11 protein-coding genes and 1 pseudogene are annotated in these 14658 nt (G+C 70.7%); 8 read left to right on the top strand and 4 right to left on the bottom strand.

Annotation, left to right across the window (positions count from 1 at the left end):
- Window position 1 precedes the first annotated feature (1 nt).
- From ACIGXJ_RS27575 to ACIGXJ_RS27565, 3 genes are all read right to left on the bottom strand, one after another.
- Window positions 2–1531, bottom strand: coding sequence for a helix-turn-helix domain-containing protein (locus ACIGXJ_RS27575; RefSeq protein WP_399650587.1), 1530 nt, complete (start codon window positions 1529–1531; stop codon window positions 2–4).
- 64 nt (window positions 1532–1595) lie between these two features.
- Entirely contained in the window at window positions 1596–1793 is a 198-nt protein-coding gene (locus ACIGXJ_RS27570; protein WP_399650584.1) for a DUF4236 domain-containing protein, read from the bottom strand.
- A gap of 45 nt (window positions 1794–1838) precedes the next feature.
- Window positions 1839–2462 (bottom strand): hypothetical protein, encoded by a 624-nt coding sequence (locus ACIGXJ_RS27565; RefSeq protein WP_399650581.1) that lies wholly within the window; start codon window positions 2460–2462, stop codon window positions 1839–1841.
- Between the two features lie 476 nt (window positions 2463–2938).
- Between ACIGXJ_RS27565 and ACIGXJ_RS27560 the strand changes: the two genes are divergently transcribed.
- From ACIGXJ_RS27560 to ACIGXJ_RS27550, 3 genes and pseudogenes are all read left to right on the top strand, one after another.
- Complete coding sequence (locus tag ACIGXJ_RS27560) at window positions 2939–5734, top strand: aconitate hydratase (RefSeq protein ID WP_399650578.1); 2796 nt, start codon at window positions 2939–2941, stop codon at window positions 5732–5734.
- A 234-nt stretch (window positions 5735–5968) separates the two neighbouring features.
- A complete protein-coding gene (locus ACIGXJ_RS27555; protein WP_399650576.1) occupies window positions 5969–7048 on the top strand; it encodes a lytic polysaccharide monooxygenase in 1080 nt (359 codons plus the stop codon).
- A gap of 259 nt (window positions 7049–7307) precedes the next feature.
- A pseudogene (locus ACIGXJ_RS27550) lies at window positions 7308–7758 on the top strand (glycoside hydrolase family 92 protein); the annotation flags it as partial.
- Here the strand turns inward: ACIGXJ_RS27550 and ACIGXJ_RS27545 are convergent.
- Window positions 7739–8743 (bottom strand): acetylxylan esterase, encoded by a 1005-nt coding sequence (locus ACIGXJ_RS27545; protein WP_399650574.1) that lies wholly within the window; start codon window positions 8741–8743, stop codon window positions 7739–7741. The pseudogene ACIGXJ_RS27550 and the gene ACIGXJ_RS27545 sit on opposite strands and share 20 nt — an antisense overlap.
- A 177-nt stretch (window positions 8744–8920) precedes the next feature.
- Between ACIGXJ_RS27545 and ACIGXJ_RS27540 the strand changes: the two genes are divergently transcribed.
- From ACIGXJ_RS27540 to ACIGXJ_RS27520, 5 genes are all read left to right on the top strand, one after another.
- Window positions 8921–9832 carry an ABC transporter permease gene (locus ACIGXJ_RS27540; RefSeq protein WP_399650571.1) on the top strand — a complete coding sequence of 304 codons (912 nt, stop codon included), beginning with the start codon at window positions 8921–8923 and terminating at the stop codon, window positions 9830–9832.
- On the top strand, window positions 9826–10698 hold the full coding sequence (locus tag ACIGXJ_RS27535) for a carbohydrate ABC transporter permease (RefSeq protein ID WP_399650569.1): 873 nt from the start codon (window positions 9826–9828) through the stop codon (window positions 10696–10698). Before ACIGXJ_RS27540 ends, ACIGXJ_RS27535 begins: the two co-directional genes overlap by 7 nt.
- 30 nt (window positions 10699–10728) lie before the next feature.
- Window positions 10729–12381: an extracellular solute-binding protein gene (locus ACIGXJ_RS27530; RefSeq protein WP_399650566.1), complete on the top strand. Its 1653-nt coding sequence runs from the start codon at window positions 10729–10731 to the stop codon at window positions 12379–12381.
- Between the two features lie 11 nt (window positions 12382–12392).
- Window positions 12393–13901 carry a xylan 1,4-beta-xylosidase gene (locus ACIGXJ_RS27525; RefSeq protein ID WP_399651001.1) on the top strand — a complete coding sequence of 503 codons (1509 nt, stop codon included), beginning with the start codon at window positions 12393–12395 and terminating at the stop codon, window positions 13899–13901.
- A gap of 75 nt (window positions 13902–13976) precedes the next feature.
- Window positions 13977–14657, top strand: coding sequence for a hypothetical protein (locus ACIGXJ_RS27520; RefSeq protein WP_399650563.1), 681 nt, complete (start codon window positions 13977–13979; stop codon window positions 14655–14657).
- The last annotated feature ends 1 nt before the right edge of the window (window position 14658 follow it).

The raw sequence follows: 14658 nt of genomic DNA, 5'->3' as shown, positions 1-14658 counted from the left end.
GTCAGATGTCCCGGAAGATCTCGATCTGCGCCCCGATCGAGTTCAGCCGCTCGGCGAGGTCCTCGTAACCCCGGTTGATGACGTACACGTTGCGCAGCACCGACGTGCCGTCGGCCGCCATCATCGCCAGGAGGACGACGACCGCGGGACGCAGTGCCGGCGGGCACATCATCTCGGCGGCGCGCCAGCGGGTGGGGCCCTCGACGAGGACGCGGTGGGGGTCGAGCAACTGCAGTCGCCCGCCGAGCCGGTTGAGGTCCGTCAGATAGATGGCGCGGTTGTCGTAGACCCAGTCGTGGATGAGGGTCTTGCCGGAGGCCACCGCGGCGATGGCGGCGAAGAACGGGACGTTGTCGATGTTCAGCCCCGGGAAGGGCATGGGGTGGATCTTGTCGATCGGCGCCTCCAGCTTGGAGGGGCGGACCGTGAGGTCGACCAGCCGGGTGCGGCCGTTGTCGGCGAAGTACTCGGGGGTGCGGTCGTGGTCGAGGCCCATCTCCTCCAGGACCGCGAGCTCGATCTCCAGGAACTCGATGGGCACCCGGCGGACCGTCAGCTCCGACTCGGTGACCACCGCCGCCGCCAGCAGGCTCATCGCCTCGACCGGGTCCTCGGAGGGGGAGTAGTCCACGTCGACGTCGATGTTCGGCACACCGTGCACGGTGAGGGTCGTCGTGCCGATGCCCTCGACCTTGACGCCGAGCGCCTCCAGGAAGAAGCACAGGTCCTGGACCATGTAGTTGGAGGAGGCGTTGCGGATGACCGTCACCCCGTCGTGGCGGGCGGCGGCCAGCAGCGCGTTCTCGGTCACCGTGTCACCGCGCTCCGTCAGCACGATCGGACGGTCGGGGCGGACCGAGCGGTCCACCACCGCGTGGTACTGGCCCTCCGTCGCCGCCACGTCCAGACCGAACCGGCGCAGCGCGATCATGTGCGGTTCGATGGTGCGGGTGCCGAGGTCGCAGCCGCCGGCGTAGGGCAGCTTGAAGCGGTCCATGCGGTGCAGCAGCGGCCCGAGGAACATGATGATCGAGCGGGTGCGGACGGCCGCCTCGGCATCGATCGCGTCCATGTCGAGGCCGGCCGGCGGCACGATCTCCAGGTCCACGCCGCCGTTGATCCAGCGGGTGCGGACGCCGATGGAGTTGAGCACCTCCAGCAGGCGGTAGACCTCCTCGATGCGGGCGACCCGGCGCAGCACCGTGCGCCCCTTGTTGAGCAGCGAGGCGCACAGCAGGGCGACACAGGCGTTCTTGCTGGTCTTGACGTCGATGGCGCCGGACAGCCGCCGCCCGCCGACCACCCGCAGATGCATGGGGCCCGCGTAGCCCAGAGAGACGATCTCGCTGTCGAGGGCTTCGCCGATACGAGCGATCATCTCAAGGCTGATGTTCTGGTTGCCGCGCTCGATGCGGTTGACGGCGCTCTGGCTGGTTCCGAGCGCCTCGGCGAGCTGCGTCTGCGTCCAGCCCCGGTGCTGCCGGGCGTCACGGATGAGCCTGCCGATGCGTACGAGGTAGTCGTCTGCCATGAGGTTGAGGCTATCTCAGATATGAGATGACGCCCGCCAGGGGGCCCGAGCGGGTGACACCTCGTCAATGGCCCCTGGTGGAGCGGGTGCGCCGCCAGCCGAAAGGTCCGGGCAAATCCACCGATGTCGTATGACGTCCGGTGCTGCTGTGCGTGTGGCGCGGGCCGTTGCGCCCGCCCGTGGTGATGGACCAGGAGCGGCGGTTGATGTTCAGCCGCACGCCGGGAAGGATCCGGAAACTCTTACGGAACGTCAGGGGCACGTCCGCCTCCCGTTCAGGGTCGTCGTGACGTCTGTGCCTCTTCGGTTACCCCCACTTCGCGTATTGATGGCCGAAGAGGACCGGGTCGGCGAAAGTGACCGACATCACCGGTTCGGCCGAGTGCACCGGTGCGGCCGGCCCCACGGTGTACCGGTGGCGCGTCACCTCGCCGTCGGGCCGCCGCAGTTCCAGCACCCCCGGCTCCGGGCAGGCCCAGGTCAGCGGCTCCACGTCCGCCATGAAGGCGTTCGACACACTGCCCCAGCCTGCTTTGTCGGCCCGCAGTTCGAGGTCGGAGCACTCCATCACGCCGTAGTCGAAGGCGTCGGTGCTCCAGTGCCCGATCAGCGCCACGTCCAGCCCGGTGCGCGGGTCCGCGGCGTCCCGCTCGGCCACCTCCGCCCGGGTTGCGACCTCGGCGCCGCCCAGATGGACGACCCGGTCGCCGTGCAGGATGACGCCGACGCCGCGCTCCGGGTCGCGACGGCAGTCGAAGGCGATGCCCGTGTAGGGGACGCCGTCCCGGGTGACGGAGTGTTCGTACACCGCCCGCACGGTCGCCAGCCGCTCCGGCTGCTCCTTCTCCTCGGGGTCCAGCAGTGCGTAGTGCGCGCGCAGCGAGGGCCGCAGGGCCCTGTGCAGGGGGCCGTGGGGGTCGGTGAGGTCCATGGCCGGGCAGCAGATCACAGGGGGCCGGTGTGCGCCACACGGGGTGCGCCGGCGCACAGCGGGGCTGCCCCGCACCAGGGCGCCCGGCGCCCCCGCGCGGCACGCCCAGTGCCCTGCCTCTCCTCGCCGTGCGCGAGTGCGGGCCGTCCGTGGCCGGTCGCGCAGTTCCCCGCGCCCCCGAGGGGGCTGGACTCGGCCCCGTGAGTCCGCCGGGGTGCCCACCGCGCCCGCGAACGCCAGGCCGCGCGGACCCCACGCGACGCATCCCCGCCCCCGGGCGCGCACCACACCGGGCCGGGGCATGACCATCCGGCCCCCATGTACTAGAGTTATCTCGACATCGAGATATCTGCCGAGGCGCACCGCAGCCGCCGGCCGAGTAAGGGTTACCTAACTTAGCCAAACCTTAGCGGATCGGCCAAGCCGGCGTGGCGGCAGGATGCGGTGGTACGCGCACATCAATGAAGGAGACTGTCGTGTCGGCGAACAGCTTCGACGCCCGCAGCACGCTGCAGGTGGGCGACGACTCGTACGAGATCTTCCGGCTGGACAAGGTCGAGGGCTCCGCGCGCCTTCCCTACAGCCTGAAGGTCCTGCTGGAGAACCTCCTCCGCACCGAGGACGGCGCGAACATCACCGCCGACCACATCCGCGCACTCGGCACCTGGGACTCGCAGGCCCAGCCGTCGCAGGAGATCCAGTTCACGCCGGCCCGCGTGATCATGCAGGACTTCACCGGCGTGCCCTGTGTCGTCGACCTCGCCACCATGCGTGAGGCCGTCAAGGAGCTCGGCGGCGACCCGGCCAAGATCAACCCGCTGGCCCCGGCCGAGCTGGTCATCGACCACTCCGTGATCGCCGACAAGTTCGGTACGCCGGACGCCTTCGGCCAGAACGTCGAGCTGGAGTACGGCCGCAACAAGGAGCGCTACCAGTTCCTGCGCTGGGGCCAGACCGCGTTCGACGAGTTCAAGGTCGTCCCGCCCGGCACCGGCATCGTCCACCAGGTGAACATCGAGCACCTGGCCCGCACGGTCATGGTCCGGAACGGCCAGGCCTACCCCGACACCCTGGTCGGCACCGACTCGCACACCACCATGGTCAACGGCCTCGGTGTGCTGGGCTGGGGCGTCGGCGGCATCGAGGCCGAGGCCGCGATGCTCGGCCAGCCGGTCTCCATGCTCATCCCGCGCGTCGTCGGCTTCAAGCTCACCGGTGAGCTGCGGCCCGGCACCACCGCCACCGACCTCGTCCTCACGATCACCGAGATGCTGCGCAAGCACGGCGTCGTCGGCAAGTTCGTCGAGTTCTACGGCGAGGGCGTGGCCGCCACCTCCCTGGCCAACCGCGCCACCATCGGCAACATGTCGCCGGAGTTCGGCTCCACCGCCGCGATCTTCCCGATCGACGACGAGACCCTGAACTACCTGCGCCTGACCGGCCGTTCCGCCAAGCAGGTCGCGCTCGTCGAGGCGTACGCCAAGGAGCAGGGCCTCTGGCTGGACCCGAAGGCCGAGCCGGACTTCTCCGAGAAGCTGGAGCTCGACCTCTCCACCGTCGTCCCGTCGATCGCCGGCCCGAAGCGCCCGCAGGACCGCATCGTCCTCGCCGAGGCCGCCCAGCAGTTCGCCAAGGACGTCCTCAACTACGTCGACGCCCCCGTCGCGCAGACGCCGGCCGCCGCCACCTCGCCGGTCGACGAGGCCGGCGCCGAGTCCTTCCCGGCCTCCGACGCCCCGGCCTACGGCCACGAGGAGAACGGCGCCGGCGCGCCGCAGCACGGCCAGGGCACCGGCGCCGTCCCGTCCAACCCGGTCACCGTCACCGCCCCCGACGGCACGACCTACGAGCTGGACCACGGTGCGGTGACGGTCGCGGCCATCACCTCCTGCACCAACACCTCCAACCCGTACGTCATGGTCGCCGCCGCGCTCGTCGCGAAGAAGGCCGTGGAGAAGGGCCTGACCCGCAAGCCGTGGGTCAAGACCACCCTCGCCCCCGGCTCGAAGGTCGTCACCGACTACTTCGACAAGGCGGGCCTGACCCCGTACCTCGACAAGGTCGGCTTCAACCTCGTCGGCTACGGCTGCACCACCTGCATCGGCAACTCCGGCCCGCTGCCGGAGGAGGTCTCCAAGGCCGTCAACGACAACGACCTGGCCGTGACCTCGGTCCTCTCGGGCAACCGCAACTTCGAGGGCCGCATCAACCCCGACGTCAAGATGAACTACCTGGCGTCCCCGCCGCTGGTCGTCGCGTACGCCATCGCGGGCTCCATGAAGGTGGACATCACGCGCGACGCCCTGGGCACCGACCAGGACGGCAACCCGGTCTTCCTGAAGGACATCTGGCCGTCCGAGGCCGAGGTCAACGACGTCGTGGCGAACGCCATCGGCGAGGACATGTTCTCCAAGTCCTACTCCGACGTCTTCGCCGGTGACGCCCAGTGGCAGGCGCTGCCGATCCCGACCGGCAACACCTTCGAGTGGGACCCGCAGTCCACCTACGTCCGCAAGCCCCCGTACTTCGAGGGCATGACGATGGAGACCACCCCGGTCTCCGACATCACGGGCGCCCGGGTGCTGGCCAAGCTGGGCGACTCGGTCACCACCGACCACATCTCCCCGGCCGGTGCGATCAAGGCCGACACCCCGGCCGGCAAGTACCTCACGGAGCACGGCGTCGAGCGCCGCGACTTCAACAGCTACGGCTCGCGCCGCGGCAACCACGAGGTCATGATCCGCGGTACGTTCGCCAACATCCGCCTGCGCAACCAGATCGCGCCGGGCACCGAGGGCGGCTACACCCGCGACTTCACGCAGGAGGGCGGCCCGGTCGCCTTCATCTACGACGCCTCGCAGAACTACCAGGCCGCCGGCATCCCGCTGGTCGTCCTGGCCGGCAAGGAGTACGGCTCCGGCTCGTCCCGCGACTGGGCCGCCAAGGGCACCGCGCTCCTCGGCGTCAAGGCCGTCGTCGCCGAGTCCTACGAGCGCATCCACCGCTCCAACCTCATCGGCATGGGCGTCCTGCCGCTGCAGTTCCCGGAGGGCGCCTCGGCCCAGTCCCTCGGCCTGACCGGCGAGGAGACCTTCTCCATCACCGGCGTCGAGGAGCTCAACGAGGGCCGTACGCCCCGCACGGTGAAGGTCACCACCGACACCGGCGTGGAGTTCGACGCGGTCGTCCGCATCGACACCCCCGGCGAGGCGGACTACTACCGCAACGGCGGCATCATGCAGTACGTGCTGCGCAGCCTGATCCGCAAGTAGGCGGACCGGCAGGGCGGTTCAGGGCCGCATCCCCTTCGCGGGGGGTGCGGCCCTTCGCCGTGGAGGTCGGCCGAAAGCGTTTACAACCGAACCACTCGGCGCTACCTTCCGCAGAAGGTGGGTGGGAGCGCTCCCACCTCGGTGGACCGGAACCCGCCGAAAAGGGCGCGCTCCCTCCCGCCGCTTCGCAGTGAACGTTCCTGACACCCCACACCGAAGGGACGTAGGACTGTCATGCCTATAGCAAGCAAGGCCGGAGCGGGCCGCTCACCGCTCCGATCCCGACCCGCGGCGCTCGCCCTGGTGCTCCTCTCCCTCCTCGCCGCGCTCCCCGCCCTCGCGCTGATCGTCACCACGGGGGGCCGGGCCGAGGCCCACGGCACCCCGATGAAACCCGGCAGCCGCACCTTCCTGTGCTGGCGGGACGCCCTCACGGACACCGGTGAGATCAGGCCGGTGAACCCGGCCTGCAAGGCGGCGCAGCAGACCAGCGGGACGACCCCGTTCTACAACTGGTTCTCCGTGCTGCGCTCGGACGGCGCCGGCCGCACCCGCGGGTTCGTGCCCGACGGCGCGCTGTGCAGCGGCGGCAACCCCAACTTCACCGGCTTCGACACCCCCCGCGGCGACTGGCCGCTCACTCATCTCACCGCGGGCGCGACCATCGACTTCTCCTACAACGCCTGGGCGGCGCACCCTGGTTGGTTCCGCGTCTACGTCACCAAGGACGGCTTCGACCCGACGCGCACCCTCACCTGGGACGCCGTCGAGGAGCAGCCCTTCCTGACCGTCGACCACCCGCCGCTGAACGGCTCCCCTGGCACGGTCGAGGCCGACTACTCCTGGACGGGCAGGCTCCCGGAGGGCAAGTCGGGGCGCCACATCGTCTACATGGTCTGGCAGCGCTCCGACAGTCAGGAGACCTTCTACTCCTGCTCGGACGTCGTCTTCGACGGCGGCGCCGGCGAGGTGACGGGCATCCACGAACCGGGCAGCCCCACCGAGCCCGTGCCCGGCGCCTGTTCGGCCACCCGCCGTACGACCGGCAGCTGGTCCGGCGGCCACCAGGCCGAGGTCACCGTCACCAACACCGGTGACGTGCCGATGCTCGGCTGGATGGTCGACTGGACCCTCCCGAGCGGCCAGAGGGTCGACAGCCTCTGGAACGGCACCCCGACCTACACCGGCCAGTCCGTGATGGTCCACAACGCGGGCTGGAACGGCTCGCTCGCCCCGGGGCGGAGCACGACCTTCGGTTATGTCGTCACCGGCGGCGGGGACACCGCGGCGGCGCTGTCCTGCCGGGTCGGCTGAGCCGAGCGCTCCGGGCGGACCCGGTGGCCGAAGCGTGGTCACCGGGTCCGCGAGCCGGACGGGCGCGAGGGGGGGAGGGGGCGCCCGTCCGGAGGTGCGTGGCTCGTGTCGCCGCCGGCTGCGCAACAACGTTGTCGATTGGTCTGGACAAGTGGGGTTCGGCATGACTCTACCGCCCCAACGGACAACGATGTCAACCCGCTTGGCCCCCCCGGCCGTCCAGGTGACCCCGCCGCGCGCCCCGCCCCGGAACGCGGCCCTGTCCGCGACGCCCGACCCGGCCTGGGGCGAGGCCGAGCCCCCGCCGTCCTTCCGCGAGGGCGAGCAGCCGTACCAGTTCGGCGTCGGCCCGACGACCGCCACCCTCGCGCCCGGCGGGCGCACCGAGACCGTCGTCCGCGCCCTCGCCCTGAACGGCGGGACGGGCCCCGCGGTCCGCTTCCGTTTCACCACGCCCGGGGGCGTCACGGCGCCCCCTGCCGAGGGCACCGTCTCCGGCGGCTCGCGGAGCATCACGCCGGGCGCCGGCCGTGGCCGACCTGACCGTCGCGCGGACCGCGTACCGCGATGTCGCGGGCGCCGGCCGCGACCCGGTGGCCACCTATGTGTTCGCCACCCGGCCGTTCCGGGCCCCCGCGGGCAGGGCGATCCGCAGTGTGACCCTGCCGCGCGACGGCGGCCTGCATGTGTTCACGCCGGCCGTGGGCTGACCGGCAGCACCTTCGCCAGCCAGTCGAGCTGGCGGCGCACGTGCACCGCGTCGCCGCCCTCGTGCCCGTTGTACGGATAGGCGCGGATCTCTTTCAGGGGGTCCGCGCCGCTCAGTTCGCCGTAGCGGTTGAAGGCGGCGTAGGCCCCGCTCGGCGGGCACACCGTGTCGCGCAGTCCGACGCCGAAGTGGGCCGGGGCGTGGGCGCGGCGGGCGAAGGAGACACCCTCGACGTAGGACAGGGTGCGATGGACGGCCGCCTCGGCGCTCCGGTGGACCGCGAGGTAAGCGGTGATCTCGCCGTACGGCGGCGCGTCGGTGAGGTCGAGGGCGCGCCGGATGCCGCACAGGAAGGGCGCGGTCACCAGCACCGCCGCCAGGTCGGGCACCAGCCCCGCGACGGCCAGGGCGAGGCCGCCGCCCTGGCTGTTGCCGACGGCCGCCACCCGGGAGGCGTCCACGCCCGGCAGCGCCCGCACGGCGGCCACCGCGCGCACCGCGTCCGTGACGAGCCGCCGGTAGTGGTGGTCCCGCGGGTCCCCGATGCCCCGCACGGCCGGTCCGGGGCCGCCGGGTGCCTCCGCGTGCGGGTCCGGGGTGGCGCCGCCGCTGCCGTACTGGTCGCCCTGGCCGCGGTTGTCCATCAGCAGATGCGCGTACCCGGCGTTCACCCAGGTCAGCCGCTCGTGCGGAAGGCCGCGGCCGCGCCCGTACCCGGCGTACTCGACGACGGCCGGCAGCGGCTCGGGCACCCCGGCCGGTCTGCTGAACCACGCCCGCACCGGGTCGCCGGCGAAGCCGTGAAAGGTCACGTCCCAGGTCTCGGTGAGCCGTAGCCCGGTCGCCACCGGGCGCGCCCGCGCCAGCACCTGCGCCGCGGAGGCCTCCTGGAGCGTGCCGTGCCAGAACGCGTCGAAGTCGGCGGGCTCGTCGGGCAGCGGGCAGAAGCGCTCCAGCTCCGGGAGCGGCAGGTCGAACGCGGGCACAGAGCCTCCGATCGTTGCGTATGTCCACCAGAATGTTTCGCATCAGTGGTGGCGCGGCAAGACCGCCGGACCCTCAATGTCTCACCCCACCCGCCCCATTGACAGCGCTTACCACCCCACCTAACCTCGCCGCAAAGTTGCCGGTACCCCTCCGAAACTTTCGCTTCAGGGAGGCTCATGCAGATGCCCACACAGGCGCGCAGACCCCTGCGCCGGGACTGGCAGCTGTATTCGCTCGCCGTGCTCCCGCTGGTGTTCTTCCTGGTCTTCCGCTACCTGCCGATGATCGGCAACGTGATCGCCTTCCGCCGCTTCGAGCCCGGCGGCTCGATCCTCGGCGAGGACTGGGTCGGCCTGCGCTATGTGCGCATGTTCCTCAGCGACCCCACCTACTGGCAGGTCTTCCGCAACACCCTCTGGCTCGGCGGTCTCACGCTGGTCTTCTGCTTCCCGGTCCCCATCGTGCTGGCGCTGCTGCTGAACGAGGTGCGCCGGCGGTCCCTGAAGCGGTTCGTGCAGTCGGTGTCGTACCTGCCGCACTTCCTGTCGGTCGTGATCGTCGCGGGCATCACGCTCCAGATGCTGGCCACCGACGGGCCGGTCAACCACGCCCTGGCCTGGTTCGGCCACGAGCCGATCCGGTTCATCCAGGAACCCGAGTGGTTCCGCACGATCTACGTCGGCTCGGAGATCTGGCAGACCGCCGGCTGGGGCACGATCCTCTACCTCGCCGCGCTCACCACCATCGACGACAACCTCTACGAGGCCGCCCGCATCGACGGCGCGAACCGCTGGCAGCAGATCTGGCACGTCACCCTGCCCGGCATCCGCCCCACCATGATCACGCTGCTGATCCTGAACATCGGCACCTTCATGGCCGTCGGCTTCGAGAAGGTGCTGCTGCTGTACAACCCGCTGACCTACCAGACCGCCGACGTGATCTCCACCTACGTCTACCGCACCGGCGTGGAGTCCAACAGCTTCAGCTACGCCGCCGCGATCGGCCTGTTCGAGGCGGTCATCGGCCTGGTCCTGATCACCTCCGCCAACCAGCTCTCGCGCCGCACGGTCGGGACGAGCCTGTGGTGAGACCGAGCCGCTCCCACCGGGTCTTCCAGGGCGTCAACGGGGTGGTCCTCACCCTCGTCGTGGTCGTGACGCTGTACCCCTTCCTCAACATCGTCGCCCGCTCCTTCAGCGGGGAGCGCCAGATCCGGGCGGGCGAAGTCGCCCTGTGGCCCAAGGGGTTCGACCTCACCACGTACGAGATCGTGCTGAAGGACGCGATGTTCTGGCGCAACTACGGCAACACCGTGTTCTACACGGCCGTCTCCACCGCTGTCGCCATGGTCCTGACCACCTGCTACGCCTACGTCCTGTCCAAGAAGCACCTCAGGGGCCGCACCGCGCTCGTCGGCGTCGCGGTGTTCACCATGTTCTTCAGCGGCGGCCTCATCCCGCAGTACGTCCTGGTCACCGGCCTCGGCCTGAAGAACAGCGTGTGGGCGATCGCCCTGCCCAACGCGATCAGCGTCTTCAACCTGCTGGTGATGAAGGCCTTCTTCGAGAGCCTGCCGGCCGAACTGGAGGAGGCCGCCGAGATCGACGGACTGAGCACCTACGGCGTGCTGTTCAGGATCGTGCTGCCGCTGTCCAAGGCGGTGGTGGCGACCATGGTGCTCTTCTACTCGGTGTCCTTCTGGAACTCCTGGTTCAGCGCCTTCCTCTACCTGGACCGGTCGGACCTCATGCCCGTCACCGTCTACCTCCGCAACCTCATCCAGGGCGCCACCGGAGGCGGCAACGCGGGTGCCGGAACCGAGCAGCTCAGCCAGGTCGGGGCCAACATCCAGGCGGTCACCATCGTCCTCACCGCCCTGCCGATCCTCTGCGTGTACCCGTTCGTCCAGCGCTACTTCGTCTCGGGCGTGATGCTCGGCGCGGTCAAAGGCTGACCCCCGCGCCCACTCGACAAGGGAGTCTCCGTGAAGAACGCAGGGCACCTCTCGCGGCGCCAGATCCTCGCCGCAGCCGGCTTCGTCGGCCTCACCACCCTCACCGCCTGCGGCGGCGGCGACGGCGGCGACAGCAAGGACCTGTCGAAGAAGCGGCGCGGCGCCATGAAGGACTACCGCGCCGGACAGCGCTTCAAGGCCGCCGAGCCGCTCTCCTTCTCGCTGCTGCACAACGACAACCCCGTCTACCCGATGAAGCGCGACTGGCTGTTCTGGAAGGAGGTCACCGAGCGCACCGGCATCACCCTGGAGCCGCTCGACGTCCCGCTCGCCGACTACGAGAAGAAGCGCAGCGTCCTCATCGGCGCGGGCGACGCCCCCTTCATCATCCCCAAGACGTACCACCCCTCCGAGGTCGCCTTCGTGTCGTCCGGCGCGATCGTCCCGGTCAGCGACTACGTCCACCTGATGCCCCACTTCCGCGACAAGGTGCGCAAGTGGAGGCTGGAGCCGGAGCTGGACTCCCTACGCCAGTCCGACGGGAAGTACTACCTGCTGCCGGGCCTGCACGAGAAGGCCAAGGCCAACTACTCCCTGGCGCTGCGCACCGACGTCCTCGACCGGCTCGGCCTCGCCCTGCCCACCACCTGGGACGAGGTGTACGACGTGCTCAGGGCGCTCAAGGCGGAGTACCCCGGCAAGTACCCCTGGACCGACCGCTGGAGCACCAACACCCCCTTCCCCTGCGGTGCGTTGTTCGGCTACCTCGGCCAGGCGTACGGGGTCAAGGCGGGCTGGGGCTACGACAACATCAGCTACGACACCGAGGCGCGGAAGTTCGTGTTCACCGCCGCCACCGACCGCTACCGCGCGATGGTCGAGTACGTCAGGAAGCTCGTCGCCGACAAGCTCCTCGACCCGGAGAGCTTCACCCAGCAGGACGACCAGGCCGTGCAGAAGCTGCTCGCCGAGAAGTCCTACGTCATCAGCGCCAACCCGCAGGAACTGGTCCAGAACTACCGCTACAACCTGCGGAAGCAGGTCCGGGGCGCGAGGATCGACATGGTGCCGGTGCCCCTCGGCCCGGCGGGCCCCGTGGTGCTCGGCGGAGCCCGCCTGGAGAACGGCGTCATGATCTCCGGCAAGGCGCTGCAGGCCGACACCTTCGTGGCGATGATGCAGTTCGTCGACTGGCTCTGGTACTCCGACGAGGGCCAGCGGCTGTGCAAGTGGGGCGTCCCGGGCGTCACCTGCACCGCGTCCGGCGGCCGCTACCGACCGAAGCCCGGCATCAGCCTCATGGGCTCCGACCCGGACGCCCCGAAGGACCTCCAGAAGGACTTCGGCTTCTTCAACGGGGTGTTCACCTACGGCGGCAGCTGGGACCTCGTCTCCTCCTCCTTCAGCCCCGACGAGAGGAAGTTCCAGGACGCCATGGCCCGGCGCGAGCAGCTCCCCGTCGAACCCGCACACCCCCTGCAGTCCGCCGAGCAGGAACAGGCGACCCTCTGGGACACCCCCCTGAAGGACCACGCCATCCAGAACACCCTCAAGTTCGTCCTCGGCCAGCGCCCGATGTCCGAGTGGGACGCCTACCTCGCCGAGCTGAAGGCCAGGAACCTCCAGCAGCTCGTCGACCTGCACAACAGGGCCCACGACCGCTTCCAGAAGGAGAACGCGTGAACGGAGTACGCGTGATACGCGTCCCCGCCGAACCCTCCGGCCGCCTCCCCGACGCCTGGCGCCACTGCGTCGGCACCGGCCGCATCGAACTCGCCCTGCGCCGCGACTACCAGGACTCCCTGAAACTCCTCCAGCAGGACATCGGCTTCCGTCACATCCGCGGGCACGGCCTGCTCAGCGACGGCATGGGAGTCCACCGGCCCTACGACCACGACGGCGCCCGCCGCGTCCACCACTCCTTCACCTACGTCGACCAGGTGATCGACGCCTACCTCGACCTCGGCATCCGCCCCTTCCTCGAACTGGGCTTCATGCCCGAGGAGATGGCGTCGGGCGAGCAGACCGTCTTCTGGTGGCGCGGCAACGTCACCCCGCCCCGCTCGCACCAGGAGTGGGCCGCCCTGGTCCGGGCGACCCTCACCCACCTCGTCGACCGCTACGGCCTCGACGAGGTGCGCACCTGGCCCATCGAGGTGTGGAACGAACCCAACCTGTCCGACTTCTGGCAGAACGCCGACGAACCGGCCTACCACCGGCTCTACCAGGTGACGGCCGCCACGGTGAAGGAGGTCGACGCCTCGCTCCAGGTCGGCGGCCCGGCGATCTCGCCCGGCGCGGACGAATGGCTGGACCGCTTCGCCGAGTTCACCGAACGGCACGACGTCCCCGTCGACTTCGTCTCCAAGCACGCCTACACCTCCGGCCCGCCCCAGCACGTCCCGTTCGGCTCGTACCAGACGCTCGCGCCGGCCGAGCAGCTGCTGGAGCAGTTCGCCACGCCCCACGAGCGCCTGAAGGGCACCCGCCTGGCCGGACTCCCGGTCCACATCACCGAGTTCAACTCCTCCTACTGCCCCGACAACCCGATCCACGACACCGCCTTCAACGCCGCCTATCTCGCCCCCGTCCTCGCCCACGGCGGCGACCACGCCGACTCCTTCTCCTACTGGACGTTCAGCGACATGTTCGAGGAGGCCGGCGTCCCCACCGCCCTCTTCCACGGCGGGTTCGGCCTGCTCACCCACCGGCAGGTGCGCAAGCCGACCTACCACCTGTACGCCTTCATGGCCCGGATGGGCCCCGACCTGCTCGCCCGCGGCGACGACCACCTGGTCACCCGCCACCCCGACGGCCGTGTCACCGTCCTGGCCTGGGCCCCGGTCGACCCCAGCGGCGAGACGCCCGGCCCCGAGCGGCACCGGCTGCGCCTGCTGATCCCCCTGGCCGCCGAGGAGGCCTTCGCCCGCCGGTCCAGCGTGGACGAGGAGTACGGCAACGCCCGCACGGCCTGGCAGCGCATGGGCAGCCCCCGCTCGCCCGACCGGCACCAGCTAGGCGTACTGCACGAGGCCGCCGAACCCGGGCGCCGCCATCTGCGGCTGCCGGTCGCCGAAGGCCGGGTGAGCCTGGACCTGACGCTCACCCGCCACGAGGTCACCCTCGTGGAGCTGAGCCCGCTGCGCGACGAGGCCCCGCCCTGGACGGACGAGCGCCGACTGCTCGGGAGGAACCCCCGGTGAACCGGTCGGACGAGCGCCGACTGCTCGGGAGGAACCCCCGGTGAACCGGCAGCCCCGGACCGGGAGCCGCCCCCGATGAGCGCACCGGCCCTCTCCTTCGGCACCGGCCCCCTGTCCCGGGCCGCCGCCCTCACCCACACCCTCCTCACCGTCCAGGCGCTGCTGCTCCTCGCCGCCGCGCCGGGGACGGCCGGGCTCCTCCTGCTCGGCCCCGACCCGGCGAACCTGCCGCTGGCCGCGCTCTGCCTGCTGCCGCTGGGCCCCGCGCTGTCCGCCGCCGTGTACGCGCTGCACCACCGCGGCGCCGACCTCACCGACCTGCGCCCGGCGCGCGCGTACCGGCGCGGCTGGCGGCTGAACGCCGTACCGGCGCTGAAGCTGTGGGCTCCGCTGCTCGGCTGGCTCACGGTGATCGGGTTCACGCTCACCCACTTCGCGGCGACGGGCCTGCCCGTCTGGTGGGCGGGACTGCTCGGGGTGATCGGGGTGGCGTCCCTGCTGTGGGGCGCCCACGCCCTGGTCCTGACGTCCCTGTTCGCCTTCCGGGCCCGCGACATCGCCCGTCTGGCCGCGTACTTCCTGCTCACCCAGGGCAGGGCCACGCTCGGCGCCGCCTCCCTGCTGGTCCTGGCCGGCGCCCTGACCGCGCTGCTCACCGAGGCCCTGCCCGCGCTGCTGGCCGCCCCGCTGCTGCTGTCGCTGCTGCACAGCAGCCGCGCGGTCATCGCCCGGACCGAGGAGGACTTCACGGTGTGAA

Origin of the sequence: Streptomyces sp. NPDC053367 (genome assembly GCF_044545925.1) — a bacterium.
GTDB lineage: Bacteria > Actinomycetota > Actinomycetes > Streptomycetales > Streptomycetaceae > Streptomyces.
The sequence above is the reverse complement of the archived record's forward strand: the minus strand, read 5'-3'. Positions and strand labels throughout refer to the sequence as shown.